17 protein-coding genes and 3 pseudogenes are annotated in these 17,030 nt (G+C 58.9%); 7 read left to right on the top strand and 13 right to left on the bottom strand.

Features of this window, described 5'->3' with window-relative positions; genetic code table 11:
- Nucleotides 1-119: 119 nt before the first annotated feature.
- Together IPP88_04915 and IPP88_04910 are read left to right on the top strand one after the other, a co-directional pair.
- Complete coding sequence (locus tag IPP88_04915; GenBank protein MBL0122081.1) at nucleotides 120-4,100, top strand: ribonucleoside-diphosphate reductase, adenosylcobalamin-dependent; 3,981 nt, start codon at nucleotides 120-122, stop codon at nucleotides 4,098-4,100.
- A gap of 266 nt (nucleotides 4,101-4,366) precedes the next feature.
- Nucleotides 4,367-4,708: a hypothetical protein gene (locus tag IPP88_04910; protein MBL0122080.1), complete on the top strand. Its 342-nt coding sequence runs from the start codon at nucleotides 4,367-4,369 to the stop codon at nucleotides 4,706-4,708.
- A 171-nt stretch (nucleotides 4,709-4,879) separates the two neighbouring features.
- On the opposite strand, the pseudogene IPP88_04905 reads toward IPP88_04910, so the two are convergent.
- The 3 genes and pseudogenes from IPP88_04905 to IPP88_04895 form a co-directional block, all read right to left on the bottom strand.
- Nucleotides 4,880-5,238 (bottom strand): annotated as a pseudogene (locus IPP88_04905) (ATP-binding protein).
- A 38-nt stretch (nucleotides 5,239-5,276) separates the two neighbouring features.
- Nucleotides 5,277-5,540 carry a hypothetical protein gene (locus IPP88_04900; GenBank protein MBL0122079.1) on the bottom strand — a complete coding sequence of 88 codons (264 nt, stop codon included), beginning with the start codon at nucleotides 5,538-5,540 and terminating at the stop codon, nucleotides 5,277-5,279.
- Nucleotides 5,541-5,621: 81 nt separating this feature from the next.
- Nucleotides 5,622-7,056, bottom strand: a pseudogene (locus IPP88_04895) (IS21 family transposase).
- 589 nt (nucleotides 7,057-7,645) lie between these two features.
- On the opposite strand from IPP88_04895, the gene IPP88_04890 reads away from it, so the two are divergent.
- Complete coding sequence (locus IPP88_04890) at nucleotides 7,646-8,152, top strand: hypothetical protein (protein MBL0122078.1); 507 nt, start codon at nucleotides 7,646-7,648, stop codon at nucleotides 8,150-8,152.
- A 146-nt stretch (nucleotides 8,153-8,298) separates the two neighbouring features.
- Here the strand turns inward: IPP88_04890 and IPP88_04885 are convergent, their stop codons facing one another.
- The 10 genes and pseudogenes from IPP88_04885 to IPP88_04840 form a co-directional block, all read right to left on the bottom strand.
- Nucleotides 8,299-8,697 carry a VapC toxin family PIN domain ribonuclease gene (locus IPP88_04885; GenBank protein ID MBL0122077.1) on the bottom strand — a complete coding sequence of 133 codons (399 nt, stop codon included), beginning with the start codon at nucleotides 8,695-8,697 and terminating at the stop codon, nucleotides 8,299-8,301.
- A gap of 57 nt (nucleotides 8,698-8,754) precedes the next feature.
- Nucleotides 8,755-8,973, bottom strand: a complete 219-nt coding sequence (locus tag IPP88_04880) for a CopG family transcriptional regulator (GenBank protein ID MBL0122076.1) — start codon at nucleotides 8,971-8,973, stop codon at nucleotides 8,755-8,757.
- Nucleotides 8,974-9,108: 135 nt separating this feature from the next.
- The gene (locus IPP88_04875) at nucleotides 9,109-9,666 is read right to left on the bottom strand and encodes a hypothetical protein (protein ID MBL0122075.1); all 558 of its coding nucleotides are present in this window, start codon (nucleotides 9,664-9,666) and stop codon (nucleotides 9,109-9,111) included.
- A gap of 87 nt (nucleotides 9,667-9,753) precedes the next feature.
- Nucleotides 9,754-10,021: pseudogene (locus IPP88_04870) on the bottom strand (GlsB/YeaQ/YmgE family stress response membrane protein).
- A gap of 292 nt (nucleotides 10,022-10,313) precedes the next feature.
- Nucleotides 10,314-10,919: a hypothetical protein gene (locus IPP88_04865; protein ID MBL0122074.1), complete on the bottom strand. Its 606-nt coding sequence runs from the start codon at nucleotides 10,917-10,919 to the stop codon at nucleotides 10,314-10,316.
- A gap of 19 nt (nucleotides 10,920-10,938) precedes the next feature.
- Nucleotides 10,939-11,904: a Tim44 domain-containing protein gene (locus tag IPP88_04860; protein ID MBL0122073.1), complete on the bottom strand. Its 966-nt coding sequence runs from the start codon at nucleotides 11,902-11,904 to the stop codon at nucleotides 10,939-10,941.
- Between the two features lie 121 nt (nucleotides 11,905-12,025).
- Nucleotides 12,026-12,379: a hypothetical protein gene (locus IPP88_04855; protein ID MBL0122072.1), complete on the bottom strand. Its 354-nt coding sequence runs from the start codon at nucleotides 12,377-12,379 to the stop codon at nucleotides 12,026-12,028.
- Entirely contained in the window at nucleotides 12,376-13,146 is a 771-nt protein-coding gene (ubiE, locus tag IPP88_04850; protein MBL0122071.1) for a bifunctional demethylmenaquinone methyltransferase/2-methoxy-6-polyprenyl-1,4-benzoquinol methylase UbiE, read from the bottom strand. Before ubiE ends, IPP88_04855 begins: the two co-directional genes overlap by 4 nt.
- Nucleotides 13,139-13,537 carry a nuclear transport factor 2 family protein gene (locus IPP88_04845; protein ID MBL0122070.1) on the bottom strand — a complete coding sequence of 133 codons (399 nt, stop codon included), beginning with the start codon at nucleotides 13,535-13,537 and terminating at the stop codon, nucleotides 13,139-13,141. The genes ubiE and IPP88_04845 overlap by 8 nt, the downstream gene beginning before the upstream one ends.
- Nucleotides 13,452-13,922 carry a DUF971 domain-containing protein gene (locus IPP88_04840; GenBank protein ID MBL0122069.1) on the bottom strand — a complete coding sequence of 157 codons (471 nt, stop codon included), beginning with the start codon at nucleotides 13,920-13,922 and terminating at the stop codon, nucleotides 13,452-13,454. The genes IPP88_04845 and IPP88_04840 overlap by 86 nt, the downstream gene beginning before the upstream one ends.
- 159 nt (nucleotides 13,923-14,081) lie before the next feature.
- On the opposite strand from IPP88_04840, the gene phoB reads away from it, so the two are divergent.
- The 4 genes from phoB to IPP88_04820 all read left to right on the top strand — a co-directional run bounded on the left by phoB (nucleotide 14,082) and on the right by IPP88_04820 (nucleotide 16,930).
- Nucleotides 14,082-14,768: a phosphate regulon transcriptional regulator PhoB gene (phoB, locus tag IPP88_04835; protein ID MBL0122068.1), complete on the top strand. Its 687-nt coding sequence runs from the start codon at nucleotides 14,082-14,084 to the stop codon at nucleotides 14,766-14,768.
- Nucleotides 14,769-14,819: 51 nt separating this feature from the next.
- A complete protein-coding gene (gene phoR / locus IPP88_04830) occupies nucleotides 14,820-16,184 on the top strand; it encodes a phosphate regulon sensor histidine kinase PhoR (GenBank protein MBL0122067.1) in 1,365 nt (454 codons plus the stop codon).
- Between the two features lie 72 nt (nucleotides 16,185-16,256).
- Entirely contained in the window at nucleotides 16,257-16,667 is a 411-nt protein-coding gene (locus IPP88_04825) for a PTS fructose transporter subunit IIA (protein MBL0122066.1), read from the top strand.
- Nucleotides 16,661-16,930, top strand: coding sequence for an HPr family phosphocarrier protein (locus IPP88_04820; protein MBL0122065.1), 270 nt, complete (start codon nucleotides 16,661-16,663; stop codon nucleotides 16,928-16,930). Before IPP88_04825 ends, IPP88_04820 begins: the two co-directional genes overlap by 7 nt.
- Nucleotides 16,931-17,030: the final 100 nt, after the last annotated feature.

Genomic DNA, 17,030 nt, shown 5'->3' with positions numbered 1-17,030 from the left:
CCGGCGGAGCCGGATGCCCGAGAATGATTTCCTCCCCGAACGGTCCAAACAGTTCAGAATTTGCATTCCTCACCCGGACACCCATGAAAACAATCAACACGCACAAAACCGCGCCAGGCATGGCGACTGCCGCTCCCCTGCCACCGCAAGCCATTTCCCGTGAAGTGCTGCTGGAAAAATACGCCAAGGATCAGGAAACGTCGATACGCGACGTACAACTCCGCGTCGCACGCGCGCTCGCGGCCAACGAACCGGTCGAGCGCCGCGCGCACTGGGAGCAGCAATTCCTGCGTGCCCAGGAGCGCGGCTTCATTCCTGCCGGCCGCATCAATTCCGCAGCGGGCACGCCGCTGACGGCAACACTGATCAATTGCTTCGTCCAACCTGTCGGCGACTCGATCACCGAGGTGGTCGATGGCTGCCCGGGTATCTACACTGCGCTGGCGGAGGCGGCCGAGACCATGCGGCGAGGCGGCGGCGTCGGCTATGACTTTTCGGCGATCCGTCCGGAAGGCGCGATGGTGCGTGGCACCCAATCGCGCGCCAGCGGGCCGGTGTCGTACATGAAAGTGTTCGACCGCTCCTGCGAGACCGTGGAATCAGCGGGTGCCCGGCGCGGCGCACAGATGGGCGTGCTGCGTTGCGATCACCCTGACATCGAGGCATTCATCCACGCCAAGGACAAGGGCGGGCTCACCAATTTCAATATTTCGGTGGGCGTCACGGATGCCTTCATGCAAGCCGTGGAGAACGACACCGCCATTGAACTGGTGCATCGCGCCCAGCCGGCACCGGATATTGTCGGCGTTGGCAGCAGCGCCGGCGGGTACCAGCGCGACGATGGGCTGTGGGTCTATCGCAAGCCACCCGCTCGCGAACTGTGGGCACAGATCATGGGTTCGACCTACGATCACGCCGAGCCGGGCATCCTGTTTCTGGATCGCATCAATCGCGACAACAATCTCAATTACTGCGAAACGATTGCGGCGACCAATCCATGCGTCACCGCCGACACCTGGGTCATGACCACAACGGGCGCGCGGCAAGTCGCGGAACTGATCGGCAAACCCTTCGACGCGGTCGTCGATGGCAAGCCCTATCCGACCACCCGCGCGGGTTTCTTCCCGACTGGAACGAAGCCCGTACTTCGTTTGACGACGCGCCAAGGCCGGCAGCTCCGATTGACGGCGAATCACCTCGTACGCCGCGTGGCGAAGCAGACCCGCTGGATCCAGGAATTCGAGTGGGTCGCCGCCGGAGAATTGAAATGCGGCGATAGCGTCGTCCTTAACAACCATCGTGCGTTGGCCGCATGGGCGGGGCAGAAGACTGAAGCCGAAGGCTATCTGATCGGCCTGCTGCTCGGCGATGGCACATTAAAAACCGACAAAGCGGTACTCAGTGTCTGGGGAAGTGCCCGGCAAATGAACGGCACGGATAGTGCCTGCTGCACGACCGGTGCAGATGGCATCATGGCGAACGCGGAGGCCGCTGCGCGCACACTTCCGCACCGCCGCGATTTCGATGGCTGGATGCACGTCGCGGGCCGCAATGAGTGGCGTCTCGTTACCGCCGCCGTGCGCGATCTGGCGCTTGAGCTCGGCATGGCGCCGGGTGCGAAGACGCTGACGCCCGCCATCGAGCGCACGTCGAGTAACTTCTACGTGGGCTTTCTGCGCGGCCTGTTCGATGCCGATGGATCGATTCAGGGCAGCCAGGAAAAGGGCGTTAGCGTGCGGCTCAGCCAATCAAGCCTCGACACGCTGCAAGCCGTTCAACGCATGCTGCTGCGGCTTGGAATCGACTCGACAATCTATCAGGAGCGTCGGCCCGCAGGAACCCAACTCCTGCCAAACGGGCGTGGTGGCCACCAGCACTATCCGACACAGGCCAACCACGAGCTGGTGATTGCCGGCGCCGACATCGCCATATTTTCCGAGCGCATTGGCTTTGCGGACACCGACAAAGCGCGGCGCCTCGACGTGAGTCTGAAGAATTTCCGCCGTGCGCTGAATCGCAGCCGGTTTACGGATACGGTCGAAGCCATTGAAATCGGTGGTGACGAAGCCGTCTATGACGTCACCGTCGCGGACGTGCACGCGTTCGACGCCAACGGCTTGTACGTTCACAATTGCGGCGAACAGCCACTTCCGCCGTACGGCTGTTGTTGCCTTGGCTCGATCGATCTCACGCATTTTGTCAGTGCGCCGTTTTCGACCGGTGCTGCGTTCGATTTCGGGGACTTCGGCGAAGTCGTGGCCGTCGCCGTACGAATGCTCGATAATGTTCTCGACGTCACGCAATGGCCGCTGCCCGCGCAGCAGGCCGAAGCCAACGCCAAGCGCCGTATCGGTCTCGGTTTCACCGGACTCGGCGATGCGCTGGCGATGCTGACGCTGCGCTACGACGCGCAGCCGGCCCGCGATATGGCCGGAAAGATTTCCGCCTGCCTGCGCGATGCGGCCTATGCCGCCTCGACGGCGCTCGCGAAAGAGCGCGGTGCGTTTCCGTTGTTCAACGCCGACCTGTATCTCTCCGGTGGCAATTTCGCCTCGCGCCTGCCCGATGCGCTGCGCAAGTCGATACGCGAACACGGCATCCGCAATTCGCACCTGCTGTCGATCGCGCCGACCGGCACGATTTCGCTGGCGTTCGCCGACAACGCCTCGAACGGCATCGAGCCGCCGTTCTCGTACACCTATACGCGCAAGAAACGCACCGCCGACGGCATGCACAAGGAATATGCGGTCGAGGATCACGCGTGGCGCCTTTACCGGCATCAGGGTGGCGACGTAAGCAATTTGCCCGACTACTTTGTCACGGCGCTGAACATCTCCGCCGACGCGCATCTGCAAATGGTCGCGGCCGTCGCGCCGTACATCGACACCAGCATATCCAAGACGGTGAATGTCCCGGAGGATTATCCGTACGCCGATTTCGAGAGCCTCTATTTCAACGCCTGGAAATCGCAGCTCAAGGGCCTCGCTACCTACCGGCCGAATAGCGTGCTGGGTTCGGTGCTGTCGGTCGAACCGGCGCAATCAACACCCACGCGCCAGCCCGAGGCCCCCACGCTCAGCCACAATACGCGCCTGTTGCTGGATACATTGCCCGCGCCGGTGCTCGCCTCGCTGCGCTGGCCCGGCCGTCCCGAACTGCCCGACGGCAACGACGCCTGGACCTACATGATCGAGTCCCCGCAAGGGCGCTTTGCCTTGTTCGTCGGCCACATTGCCGAGAATGGAAAAGCATTTCCGTTTGAGGTCTGGGTGAACGGCACCGAGCAGCCGCGCGGTCTCGGCGCGGTGGCCAAGACGCTATCGATGGACATGCGCACCAACGATCGCGGCTGGCTCGCGTTGAAGCTCGATGCCATGACCCGCACCGTCGGCGAAGAAGCCTTCGACATGCGCTTCCCGCCCAGCGGTGAGACGCGGCGCATGCCGAGCGTGGTCTCGGCTATCGCGCAGATCATCCGCTATCGCTGCGACCGGCTGCATGTGTTCGACGATGCCGGCGGCACCTCGGTGATCGATGCCATGTTCAGCGTCGATGAGCCGCGTACCGGTTCAGATGGCACGCTGTCGTGGACCGTTGATGTGGTGAATCCCGCCGCCGGCGATGAATTTGTCGTGGGCTTGAAAGAAATCACCCTGCCCGACGGGGTGACACGGCCGTATTCGCTTTGGCTGTCCGGCCACTATCCGCGCGCGCTCGACGGCCTCTCGCGCATCCTTTCGCTGGACATGCGGGTGATGGACCCGGCATGGATCGGCATGAAATTGCGCAAGCTTCTCAACTACGCCGAACCGCTGGGCGATTTCATGGCTTTCGTCCCCGGCGAACGCCGCCAGCAGAACTGGCCCTCCACCGTCGCCTACGTCGCGCGACTGTTGATCCATCGCTACATGATGCTCGGCGTACTGGACAAGGACGGCTATCCGATTCGCGACATGGGCATCCTGGAAGCACCGCGGCAGCGCGAGGAGCCGCGGCTGATGAAGGGCAAGCTCTGTCGCGAATGCGGCAATCACACGGTGATTCGCAAGGATGGCTGCGATTTTTGCAGCGCGTGCGGGTGGGTGGGGATGTGTGGGTAGCCGTCGATTCCCACAGTTAACTCCTACCTTTTCTAAAGGAAGGCCGGGAGGGATTTTCGCTGGTACATGTTGCGATCATTCGGTCGGACACGACCCGCCGCGATTGAAATCAAACGTAAGCACTGGCGAGGCGTTCCGGACGCTTTCAGTCGGTGAGGCTCGCCAATTGACGATCTACGATATGCTGCATTGGGTAAATTGAAGAAAATGAATCGTTTCTACATCTGACGCGCTGTGTTTACAGATCAATCTAATTGAGGGTGTCCATGACAATTTCACAAATCCGCCGGAAAAATCTAAGCTTCATAGTTAGCAATTACGGTACCGAAACCGAAGTTGGCCGCCAGCTAAAAACATCTCATCTCACCCAGCAGCATATTAGTGCTCTACTTAATAAGCGCTACATGAGAGGTGACGAAGCACGGATTATTGAAACTAAATTGGGAATTCCCAATGGATGGATGGACCAGCTCGGCTGGGTTAACGCCGGCTGGCCATTGATTGAGCGAGTGAGACTACTTGACGCCAATGCTAAATCTCTTATCAATGAAGTTGTGACATTTATGCATAGTCGTTATCCAAATCCCAAAAGTCAACCAAGCTCGTGAAACAGTAGTTTTTTTCTTCTGCTTCGCGTCAGAAGCAGCGGGGCCAAAATAACCGGGCTGCGCCTTGCATACTGACACCCGTTGGTTAGCATGCGTCAAAGAGAGCTTGTCAAAGTGTCGGAAAAGCACTTTCGTGTTGATTTCAACGTCGGACGCTGCCACGGTTTTCATTTAAAACGAGGCCACCCTATTTTGGCATAGGGGACTACGCTGTGGATAAGTCGTTGGCCGAATTGGCTTAGCCTTTCGCTTTGGTGTTGGCCTTGCGTTTTTGATCCTGCCGCATCGAGCTAGGCTGAACCGCCAGGACTCGTTGCCGGTTTCGACGATAGCAGTGGGAGTGAGTCGGTCGAGCAGTGCCGTCGTCATCTTGGCATCGACGAACACGCTGCTCCACTCGCCGAAACTCAGATTGGTCGAATCATCACGCTGGTGCGTTCATAGAGTTTCGACAACAGGTGGAACAATAGTGCGCCACCCGCTTGGCTAAACGGCAGGTAGCCCACTTCGTCCAGGATCACCAGATCAACGTGCAGGGCGGGGCAACAGCACTGTTTTTCCAGCTGCGCTACCGTTCACGTGAAAGAACCCACCCTTGGATGGCGGGCACACTTCTTCCAAACGTAGCTGGTGCGTTGCACTTCGACTGAAGTAAGCCGTGCCGGAACCCACGCCCATCTGGTGACCACCCAAGGCACCATCCGCTCGCCTCTCGGCGTTGTTTCATGAACTGGTTTGAATCGGTGGCGGACTTCGCCACCAGTTCTGGATAGCAGGAGGCCATGCCATTGAGCTTCAGTTGCTTCAGTTCGGCGATGATCTCAGCGGACATGCGCGCCTCCATTCATCATCAGCGACGCCAATACCGGCTTGCGAGCAATACCGATTGAATCGCCGGGGTCAGGCGCATGGTCTAGCGATCGACGTCAGCCTTGGGTTCTTCGGTGAGCGTCAGGCCGTTTCCACCATTGGGGCCTGGGCCGCCTGGTCCCTTCAATTGCGCCAGGAGGTACAGCACATGCTCGGCACTGGGCTTGCCGACAGCCAGCTGCCTCGGTGGCGGCAAGGATGGAATCAGGCCATGCACGGGAACGGGGCGAGCACCTGTCATCACCCGGTCACCCGCCCGGCCGATGGATCAACGGTGTTGCAGCAGGCGCAGCGGTTTCCGGCATGGCATTGAAGGGCGCGCCGTTACGGAGCGCCCCGGCTTCTGGACGACCGGATCGATAATGGCGCCAGTCATAGAATGTCTGGTCACGTCAAACGAGCGGACGTGGCTGGCCACCTTCACGTCATCGACGACGATGTCGATGGTGGCGATGGTGGACCCGCACACTGACGATGCGGTGCGCATGTTCGGTTGGCACGCCAGCGGTTGCTCCAGATGAATCAACCCAGTCGACGATACGCGTGGGGATGCTCGACGTAACCATCGAAAGGCTTTGGGGGGGCATTAGCTTGGGCAACTCGTCCTGCAGCAGTTCCGGCCTGACTGTTTCCGGCCACTCGGATGCTTCGTCTCCGTCCACACCATCCGGCATTGTTGCCGAGCCATTCGTTGGGCGACTCAAGATCCGTCCAGCGGGTTTCCATCGCCTCGCGCCAGATGTTGCTCGCGATCAGGTTCTTCTCCACGATCCCTTTCTCCCAGCCCGAGCGACATTGCAGAACCGGGTTCGAACAGGTAATGGAGGCCATGGCCTCGAAGCGTGCGTTGATGGTCCGCCTTGCCCGCGACCGGCCTATCCAACGCCGTCTTCATGTTGTCGTAGATGCCACGCGTGGGGATGCCGCCAGGGCGGCGAAGGCGCGGGCATGGGCGTCGAACAGCATCTTGGGGTCTGGGTGGGATAGGCGGTGAGCCAGAAGCACGGCTCGCACAGAGCTTGGTGTGGGCCAGATCCAGCCGTCGACGCAGGCCGCCCACAAAGGCGTACTCGGTGCTCCAGTCGAACTGGAAGGCTTCGCCCACTGAAACTTGAGCGGCACAAAGGCGCGGCCACTGCCTGCGATGACAGCTCCTGTCGAAACCGACGAACGTAGGCGGCGACACGGCCATAGCCGCCGCGATAACCCATCGCCGTGAGCTCCTGGTACATTGAGTGCGCCGTCCGCCGGTCGCGCTTGCCGCGATGTTGAGTGCTCTTCAGCCAGCCAGACAACGTTTCGGCATAGGCATCGAGCTTGGTCTCCACGCGACGGCCCGGGTACTTCGGCTCCAGTACATCAGGACGCTGATCCCCACCGATCAATGGTGCTGCGGCAAGACCTGTTCTTCTCGCGATCTCTCGCTTGGGCAGGCGCTCCCGATAAAACATCCGCCTGACTTTGGCTAACATGGCCACTGTAATCACTCCTCAGTTCTCCCCGCCTAAAAAATAAGCAGGGTAGTTGATTCATGTGGCCTCGTTTTGGTGAAAAACCCTTCAGAATTGGTAGCGATTTACGCGGAAATCAACAACTTTCGAGATGATCCAACGTAGCCTTCATTTTCTTGTTTGCGTACAAGTCCGCAAATGGCGCCAATGAAACCAACTCAGGTGGTTCATTCAATTGCTGGAAATAGTCAACAATCCAGACAAATGTTGCAGCCATCGGAGAAATATTGAGACTATGTGGCCACAGTGTCGCTGGTGTTCTTACTGCTGATGCGTAAACAGTGACGAACAGTTGAAAATTATTGAAATAGGACTCGCCCCGCTTTTTTTATGTGCGGCCACCCAGTGCGCCCTCGAACCTTAGTGGGTTCCGCTGAGACGTGATCTGCCGACTATTCGAGCAGCCGTCTTACTCCCGCTCGCAGGCGAAGTGCCGCAAGGGAGAGCTAAAAGGGTCAAGATGAATAGTTTTGAAATAGTCGAGCATTGCGAAAGACAATTCACGCGGACCCTTTGAATTCTCAAATATGAACATCGGCGAAGAACTCGTTTCTGCATCTTCAGCACAAACTCAAGTGAGTTTGTACAACAGCACCTGTACACAGTTGAGGTGCAGGGAGAGATTGATGTGGTCGGCATCAGTCTAGCCGGCCCCAAGCTCTACGTTTGCGAAGTCGCGATTCACCTTTCAACGGGGCTGCAGTATACGAAGGAGAAGCGGCCGAACAATATTCAGAAGCTAACCGAGAAGTTCTCCAAGGACATCGAGTACGCGCGAGCACGATTCAAGGACTACGAACACCATTTCATGCTTTGGAGTCCGATTGTCAAACGACGATCAAACCCGGTGTATGACCAAATGGGCCACTTGGAGCAAGTGTCCAAGGTGATCGAAGGCAAGTACGGAGTAAAGCTAGATTTGGTGGTGAACAAGCGATTCCAGGATTGCCTCGAAGAGCTAAGAGACTTGGCGGCAGTCGCTGGTGCCGAGCTGAAATCTCCGGTGATGCGTCTGCTCCAGATCGAGGAACAACTTGAGCGCCATCTTGCGAAGCAAGTATAAAGGGCCGGGTTTCCATGGCAATACCGTAAGCATAAGTTGAACGGGCGCGCCTTATCTCGGTACGGGCCACGTCCCGAGGCACAATGAAGAACCTCGCGGCAAGCCGAATGTGGCGAATGGGGTCAAGTCTTGCCTTTTGCCTACGATCATCGCAGAACAGCAAGATGTTTATCCGTTGCGCCCTTCACCGCCGTCAAGGCGATGTGCTGATCGAACGTGACAAGCGCCCCACGATGCGCAACCGCAAGCGCCAGTAGATAGACATCGGATATCTGGCTGTGCCCGAAGATCTTGCTGAAGTCGATGCGTTTGTCATCGAGCATGGAGACATCGTCTGGCCAGAATTCGTGGTCAAGTTCGGTGGTCGCGTGCTTTAGTTGCTGTCGAACCTGGTCAATGCCGACGGCGCCGCGCATGGCGTAGTTCGGCAGGTTCAGCACGCGAATGACCCCGTTCTCCACCAACGGACAGGTCGCTATCTTGATGCCACGCTTGCCGATGAAAGCATTGGCGCGCACTGAGTGCGTGTGCGCATCGTCGAACAATGCAATCCAGACATTTATGTCAGTAAATGGCGCATGCGCTCATGCTTTCCTGTTCCATCAGCTTTCGAACATGCTCGGGAGTAATGATTTCATCACGGGGCGGAAGAATGGCGGGCGCCCGATGGTCGCTGCCGGCCGTGCCGAAACGTCGGTTCCCGCACGCAAACCGGCACGGATCAGATCGGTGGCGACCTCGCTTAGGGACGCGTTTCTTCGCAGCGCCTCATGTTTGGCCGCATTGAGCACATCGTCATCGATGCTAAGAGTGGTGCGCATAGAATTTTGGCTGTTTGATGTTAATGCATCATTTTAACATCTTTGCATCAAATGCAAGGGGGGCAGAAGATAGAGGGAAATGGTGCACGCTTTTGGCGCTTCGGTGCGAGCAACAGCAAATGCGTAAGCCGACTGCTACCCCGCCCCGCCAAACATCTCCCGCCATTTTGCCTTGATCGCAACCTTCATCGCCCGCGCCAGTTCGCGAATGCGCTGATACGCAGGCAGCGCGCGCACGTAGGCGTATAGCCGTTCTTTCCAGCCGGTGATCGCGAGATACGCGCGGTTGAACCAGCCGATGGTGAGCAGCGCCGGTTTGGTCAGTGAAAAAATGCGCGCGAGGAACGCGGTGCCAATGACTTTCGCGATCACGAATACCCACAGGCCGTACACGCCGTGACCGTGCGCGATCAGCCAGAACGCGGCGAGTTTGAACGGCAGCAGGATGGCGCCGGGAATGACAAACGCGATCAACGCGGCATAGGGCGGCAATTTCGCGATCTGCGTCTCGGCCCAGTGGATCGGCGGCAGCTTGCCCAGCCACGCCATGAAGGCGAGGATTTCATCCCACACCCACTCTTCGAGAAAGATCCACAGCGCGAGGGGAATGGTGACGAGGGTGCGCAGGACGCGGCGGTGCCAGGTCGGCACCGTGCCGGGAGTTGGTTCGTCGGGTTCAGAAGGAGAAGACATACCCGGATCGGATGACGATGGTGGGTGCGAGTTCAATCATGCGCGGGTCGCGGCATTGGCAAGGCGCGGGACGATGTGTGTAGCCGATTACGATCCGCCTTCACTGCCACCAGGCTTCTTCGCCACCATGCCGTAGATGACCAGCAGCACCACCGCGCCGATCACCGACATGATGAATCCTGCGCTTTCGCCTTCCTTATAGAAACCAACCAGCCCGCCAAGAAAAGTTGCGAGCAATGAGCCGGCAATACCGATCACGCGTCAGCAAAAAGCCCATGTTGTCCTTGCCGGGGTGAAAAAATTTGGCGATGACGCCGACGATCAGGCCGATGATGACCATCCAGACATAGTGCATATATGTTCCTTTGTGAGCGCGGTGGTGCGTCAGTCTAGCATCGGGGTTCAAGAGGGCGCTGCGTGACGACAAACGCACGCGTCGATAGTGAACGTTTAAAAAAACGTCATTCCCGCGCCGGCGGGAATCCAAGGTTTCCTGAGTTAGCGTATCGCGACGAAATTGGATTCCCGCCTATGCGGGAATGACGGTGATTTGAGGATTCGAGCAATTGCCGATGCGGAAGTCCAGCACTGGCGCGGCGTTCAAAGCAAAAATGCCCTGAAAGGCGCGCCGAATGGCGATCTTCGTGTTACGGCGCGGTAGCTTTGGCCACCAGATTGGCGACGCGCGCTTCAAGCCGCGCGACATCATCGCGCAGCGTTTCATTGGCACGCGCCAGCGTTTCCAGATCATGCCTGGTCATGAACACGCGTTTTTCTTCGGTGAGATACTCGGCCACGTTTTCGGTGAATCGCTGTGTGGCATCCAACCGCCATTCATGCGTGCGCTTGACGGTATCGACGACGCGGTGCGCGGCGATGTCGCCGATCCATTTGCTCAAGTCTTCCTCGATATCCCATTCGACTTCACGGGCGAGACTGGCGAGCAGCGCGGCGAATTCGCTGTCGCCGGTGAACACGACTTCGCGGAAGGCGGCTTCTTCCTTTTGCGCGAGTCGCGGGAGTAACGAGAGCGGGATTTGGAAGGAGACATCGGGTTGGATATCGGCGCCCTCGCCGATCATCTCGGTCGCGCCGTCCGCTGTCACGCGCACGCGGCTGTCGATAGGCCCGACGCTGGCCGCCACGACTTTGCCGGCGTGTGCGGCCAGTTGTTCGCGCGCCATCGGGTAATCCGACAGCACGCGATTGAACAACTTGACGAGCGGATAATTCAGCGCGGTGGCGACGTTCAATTCACACGCTCAAATCACACTACTCGACTTGCTGGATACCAGCCAACAGCCAGGTCGATTGCGGATCATCGAGCCGCTTGGTGACATGCCAGACTTCATCGAGCGATTCGACCGGGCCTTGCGTATCGCGGAAGGTGCCGGTGAATCGCACGCTGGCGATCATCTTTGTACCTTCGGTGACGACTTCCAGCAGCTTCGCGTCCATCGTGACGATTTCGGTGCGCTGCGCGACATTGCCGCGTTCCTGGATCTGCATCGCGAGTTCGGCGTACATTTCGGGCGTGGTGAAATCGCGGATGTCGTTCAAGTCGCGCGCATCGTTGGCGGCTTGCAGGCGCGTGAAGGCAACGCGACCCTGGCGCAGGAACGGCTCAATTTCAAAATCTGCGGGGATGCGCGGTGCGACGGTAGCGGCTTCGATGGTCGCGACCGAGGCATGGCCATCGGCGAGGCGGCTGCCGATTTCCGGTGTGACCACTGAACCGGACGATGCGGGAAAGCCTGCGCTCGGCGGTGTGTATGCAGGCGCGGTGGCCGGCGCGGCACCCGTGCCGGCATATTGCATGGTGTTCGCGCCAGCGCCGCCCTCAGCAGCCTTGCGGCGCGACATCGCACGCCAGATCATGAAGGCACCGAAGGCGAGCCCGGCGAACAGGAGGATATCGAACATCTTGATGCCGCCGAATCCGCCGCCGCCCATGAACATGGATGCGAGCAATCCGCCTGCCGCCAGGCCCGCCAGCGGGCCGAGCCACTTGCTCATGCCGGAAGGTGCGGCGGCCGGCGTTGCCGGCGTCGCGGCGGGGGCGGCCGATTTGGCGGGGGCCACGGCATTCTGCGATGGAGGCGTCGCGGGAGTCTGTTGCGCGGCGTCGCGCTTCATGCCAATGGATCTTTTTCCACCCAGCGGCCGGGCGTCGGCGTCAGCCACAAACAGAATGGTCGACGTGAATGCAATAAGGATGCTGATCGCAAGGGATTTCATGGAAGCCTCAACTTTCGGTGCGGATAAGGTGCGGATGTTGCAAAAGGAAACACGGAACAATGTCAGCAAATGGGGACGAAACGGCAATTTACACCACTTGTGAGCCAACTTTCTTACCAGCTCATTTGCCCACTTTGTACGAGTAATTCAGTTCGACGTCGGCATCGGTACGGTTTTCCCACACCAGGCAATATTTTTCGCGCGATTTGGCTTCGTACAAACCGGATTCCCCTTTGGTGCGATCGAGCTTTACCGGGAAGTACATCGCATCACCTTTGTTGTAATGCAGGTTGAAATTTACCTTGGCGCTGGATTCAAAGCGGTACTCGATCTTTTGCGCGGAATCGAGAACCATGCACTTTTCATGGGGCTTGCCGGGCTTGAGGATAACCGGCTTCGCGGCCGATTGCGCACCCGCGAGCGACGCGGACAGCAGCAATGTGCCCAATGCGCTGAACACGATCAGGCGCTTCATAGCTTGACCCCTTTGTGTACAGCCACCACACCAGCCGTGAGGTTGAAATACTCGACCCGCGACAGGCCGGCGGTTTCCATCATGCGTTTCAGCGTTTCCTGATCGGGGTGCATGCGGATCGATTCGGCAAGATATTGGTAACTGGCTTCGTCTTTGGCGACGTATTTGCCGAGGAACGGCAGCAAGTTGAACGAATAGACGTCGTAGGCTTTACGCAGCGATGGATGAACCTGCGAAAACTCCACCACCAGCAGGCGGCCGCCGGGTTTCAGCACCCGCGTCATTTCCGCGAGCGCCTGATCTTTGTGCGTCATGTTGCGCAAACCGAACGCGACCGTCACCAGATTGAAGGAGTCATTCGCGAACGGTAATTTTTCGGCGTCGCACAGCGCGCCCGGCAACATCAGTCCCGCATTGATCAGGCGGTCGCGGCCGACTCTCAGCATCGCTTCGTTGATATCGGTTTGCCAGACCTGGCCTTTCGGGCCGGCGGCCCGGGCAAACGCCAGCGCCAGATCACCCGAGCCCGACGCGACGTCCAGCACCTTTTCACCGGGCCGCACATTCGCCAGATCCACCGCGAATTTCTTCCACAGGCGGTGCATGCCGCCGGACATCAGGTCGTTCATCAAGTCATAAGAAGGCGCGACCGACTTGAACACGTCCCGCACGCGCGAGGCTTTTTCTTCCTCGCGTACTTCCTGGAAGCCGAAGTGGGTGGTTTTGTCCGCGGCTTGTTTCGATGTCTTTTCTGTTGCGCTATCCATGTTCGCTCCACGGTCGGCGTTCTTCGTAGGCGGTAACTGCCGCCACTTTCCATGTTCCATTGCGCTTTGCCAGCGAGTATGCGGTATTGAACTGCTGCGGCGCCTGATTGCGACGCTCTATGTTCCACGTCAGATCGACGATACAGAAATCTTCTCCCTGCGGCAGGTACGCGCGTTCTTCAAAATCGGCATGCAAAAAACCGCTCTTTTGATACTGTTCACACAACGCAATGTTGTTGGCATCAAGTGCCGCTTCATCGGCGAACACGCCATTGCCACCCGCGTGAATGATCATCGCCGGCTGGTCATAATGCGCCGACACCGCGCGGCCATCCAGCCGATTGAATGCATCGCGGTAAGTATCGAAAAAAGCCAGGACGTCTGTGGGCATGGTGCGTTATTCGTTCACTCGCGGGAAGCGGCGGCGCTTGCATGCGCGCGAGATAAGTCTTCCAGTATTCGTCCTGCTTTACACCGAGGTCGTGCAAATAGTCCCACGAATAGATGCCGGTATTGTGACCATCGGAAAACACCAGCGTCACGGCATACGTCCCGACCGGCTCGATGGCGGAAATCTGCACGTTCTTCTTGCCGATTTGCAGCACTTCCTGCCCCGGACCATGTCCGCGCACTTCCGCGGAGGGCGAATACACGCGCAGATACTCGCAACTGAAACGAAACTGCCGATTGTCATCGAACGCGACTTCGAGTTCGCGCGATTTCTGGTGCAGCTTGATCTCGGTGGGGCGGGGAGATTGCGGGGTAAGGCCGGCCATGTTTGCGATCGCGATGAGGGGGAGCCGGGTATTTTACTCTTACCCCCCGGCTGGATTGTGATGGGGTGTCATATAACCTTCACAATCCTGAAATATGATGCTGACATGCCGCCGCCTCCCTGATTCCACGGAAGCGTCCACATTCACCTTGAGCCCGCCATGAACCCCACGATTCTCGTCGTCGAAGACGAACCCGCGATCCAGGAACTTATCCAGATCAACCTGCAGATGGCGGGCTATCGTGTACTGACCCACGACAATGCGGAAGATGCGCTGAAGGGCATCCAGCACGAGCTGCCGGACCTGGCCTTGCTGGACTGGATGCTGCCGGGCATGAGCGGCGTGGATCTGGCGCGGCGATTGCGTGGCGATTCGCGCACCAAGTCGCTGCCCATCATCCTGCTCACCGCGCGGGGCGAGGAAGAAGACAAGCTGAAAGGCCTCGAAAGCGGCGCCGACGATTACATTACCAAGCCGTTCTCCGTCAAGGAACTCGAAGCGCGTATCAAGGCGGTCCTGCGGCGGCGCGCGCCCGAGCTTACGCAAGACGTGATCGAATACCATGGCCTGCGATTGGATCCGGCCTCGCACAAGGTGAGTGGCCATGGCGAAACGCTATCGATGGGGCCGACCGAATTTCGGCTGCTGCATTTTTTTCTGACCCATCTCGAACGCGTCTACAGCCGCACCCAGTTGCTGGATTTCGTCTGGGGCGATCACGTGTTTATCGAAGAACGCACCGTGGATGTTCACATTCGCCGGCTGCGGTCCGCGCTGACGCCGTCGCAGCACGATGATTTCATTCATACCGTGCGCGGCAGTGGTTACCGGTTCGCGAAGGATTGATAGCGGCACGGCACGTTTGTGAAAGCCTTCTGACGGCGTAACATGGCAAGCATGTTGTCCCCCGCCCATAAATCTTTCCTGATCATCGTCCTGCGAGTGGCGACAATCGCGCTGGTGGCCGGTGGCATTGCGGCGCTGATCGGCGGCACAACGGCCGCGCTTGCGGTCGTGGCGGCGGTGGTATTGCTGGCGTTTTCATATTACGCCTGGAAGCTTGCCCAGTTGTTTCACTGGCTGAACAATCCGCAGGCCGCGACCCTGCCCGACGCGAATGGCATGTGGGGCGATGTGCTGGGCAAGCTCTATCGCCTGATCAAACAGGAACGCGTCAGCCATCAATCGCTGTCCGACGCACTTTCGCGGTTCCAGCAGGCGGCCACCGCACTGCCGGACGGCGCGCTGATGCTCGATGACCAGAACAACATCGTCTGGCTCAATCCCGTGGCGGAATCGCACTGGGGCATTTCGATTGCCCATGACCGCATGCAGAACGTAACGTATTTCATCCGCTATCCGGAATTCATCGATTATCTCAATCAACGCAACTATGGTGAACCGCTGTCGCTGAAGGTAAATCGCAAGGATGTCGCGGGTGTGCCAAAAGAGATTTCACTCACGGTTCAATTGATTCCCTTTGGCGAGGATCAGATGTTGCTGCTGTCGCGCGACATCAGCGAGCGCGAACGCCTGGAAACCATGCGCCGCGATTTCGTCGCCAATGTTTCGCACGAATTACGCACGCCCATCACGGTAATGGTGGGGTTCCTCGAAACCATCAGCAATGTGGGCGCCGGCAATCCCGAGGTTCTGGAAAAATCACTGGCGCACATGACCACGCAGGCGTTGCGCATGCAGCGGCTGGTGGAGGATCTGCTCACGCTTTCGCGCCTGGAAGATAACAGTCACCGGCCGTCACAGGCGCCCATCAACGTGCCTGAGCTGATCGCCTCACTTCTCGTGGATGCCGCGCAGCTTTCCGCCGCCCGCCACCGGATCACCAGCGACATCGCGCCTGACTGGCTACTGGGTAACCGTGATGAGATCGCCAGCGCCTTCAGCAATCTCATCAGCAATGCCGTGCGCTATACGCCTGAAGCCGGACACATCGAGGTCATCTGGAAAGCGGAAGCGGGATCGCCGACGTTCCGTGTCCGCGATAACGGTGATGGTATTGCGCCTGAACATCTGCCGCGCTTGACGGAGCGCTTCTACCGCGTCGATCGCGGCCGCTCGCAGGCGACCGGCGGTACCGGGCTGGGACTGGCGATCGTGAAACATGTCCTGATCCGCCACGGTGCGCGTCTGGACGTGCAAAGCACACAGGATGTGGAACGGCATGGCACGCAGTTTTCCATTCTGTTTCCGGTGGAGCGCACTTGCGCGCCGGAACCTAAACCGCAGGCGGTGGCCGCGTAGCTGGCTGCCCCATACTCCGTCGTGGTGGAGTATCCGGGCTAAAATGCGGTTATCGCATTCTGGTTCTCGACAATGATCGGTCTTCTTATTGTCGCCCACGGCACGCTGGGCGAAAGTTTGATTCACTGTGCCAGCCACGTCATGGGCAAACGCCCCCTTTATTTGCGGCAGCTTGGCGTCACCATGCACGATGAGCCGGACGCCATCCTCCCGCAAGGCCGCGATCTGGTGCGGTTTCTCGATCAGGGCGCCGGCGTGCTGGTGCTCACAGACATTTTTGGCGCGACGCCTTCCAACATCGCCTGCAAGCTGCTGGAGCCGGGCCGCGTTCTCGGCGTGTCCGGGGTCAACATGCCAATGCTGATCAAGGCGCTTTCCTATCGCGATCAACCGATGGATGTACTGATTGAAAAGGCCCTCAGTGGCGCGCAGGAAGGCATGATTCGCATGCCCTGCGGCAACACGGACAAATCGTCATGCTGACGCGTGAAATCGAGATCATCAATAAACTCGGCTTGCACGCGCGTGCGTCCGCCAAGCTCACGCAAACGGCCGGGCAATTTCAAAGTGCAGTGTTCATCATGAAAGCCGGGCGCCGCGTGAACGCGAAGTCGATCATGGGCGTGATGATGCTGGCCGCCGCCAAGGGAACCAAGGTCGGGCTGGAAGTCAGCGGCACCGATGAAGTTGAAGCAATGGCTGCGGTGGTGAATCTGATCGACGACAAGTTCGGCGAAGGCGAGTAGCGTGGCCTCGATGCCAAAGTCAAGCACTGGAGCGCTTTCCATGGCACAAATGGCTGAAACACCCCGCCAGTGCTTGACTTTTGCATTAGCGCCCCGGTCC

The sequence above is a fragment of the Betaproteobacteria bacterium genome (assembly GCA_016720925.1).
GTDB lineage: Bacteria > Pseudomonadota > Gammaproteobacteria > Burkholderiales > Usitatibacteraceae > UKL13-2.
The sequence above is the reverse complement of the archived record's forward strand: the minus strand, read 5'-3'. Positions and strand labels throughout refer to the sequence as shown.

Bases quoted from the DNA above. Each gene is read 5' to 3' on its own strand.
- IPP88_04915 (MBL0122081.1), top strand. From the start codon at position 120: ATGGCGACTGCCGCTCCCCTGCCACCGCAAGCCATTTCCCGTGAAGTG.
- IPP88_04910 (MBL0122080.1), top strand. From the start codon at position 4,367: ATGACAATTTCACAAATCCGCCGGAAAAATCTAAGCTTCATAGTTAGC.
- IPP88_04900 (MBL0122079.1), bottom strand. From the start codon at position 5,540: ATGTCCGCTGAGATCATCGCCGAACTGAAGCAACTGAAGCTCAATGGC.
- IPP88_04880 (MBL0122076.1), bottom strand. From the start codon at position 8,973: ATGCGCACCACTCTTAGCATCGATGACGATGTGCTCAATGCGGCCAAA.
- IPP88_04875 (MBL0122075.1), bottom strand. From the start codon at position 9,666: ATGTCTTCTCCTTCTGAACCCGACGAACCAACTCCCGGCACGGTGCCG.
- IPP88_04860 (MBL0122073.1), bottom strand. From the start codon at position 11,904: ATGAAATCCCTTGCGATCAGCATCCTTATTGCATTCACGTCGACCATT.
- IPP88_04855 (MBL0122072.1), bottom strand. From the start codon at position 12,379: ATGAAGCGCCTGATCGTGTTCAGCGCATTGGGCACATTGCTGCTGTCC.
- ubiE (MBL0122071.1), bottom strand. From the start codon at position 13,146: ATGGATAGCGCAACAGAAAAGACATCGAAACAAGCCGCGGACAAAACC.
- IPP88_04845 (MBL0122070.1), bottom strand. From the start codon at position 13,537: ATGCCCACAGACGTCCTGGCTTTTTTCGATACTTACCGCGATGCATTC.
- IPP88_04840 (MBL0122069.1), bottom strand. From the start codon at position 13,922: ATGGCCGGCCTTACCCCGCAATCTCCCCGCCCCACCGAGATCAAGCTG.
- phoB (MBL0122068.1), top strand. From the start codon at position 14,082: ATGAACCCCACGATTCTCGTCGTCGAAGACGAACCCGCGATCCAGGAA.
- phoR (MBL0122067.1), top strand. From the start codon at position 14,820: ATGTTGTCCCCCGCCCATAAATCTTTCCTGATCATCGTCCTGCGAGTG.
- IPP88_04825 (MBL0122066.1), top strand. From the start codon at position 16,257: ATGATCGGTCTTCTTATTGTCGCCCACGGCACGCTGGGCGAAAGTTTG.
- IPP88_04820 (MBL0122065.1), top strand. From the start codon at position 16,661: ATGCTGACGCGTGAAATCGAGATCATCAATAAACTCGGCTTGCACGCG.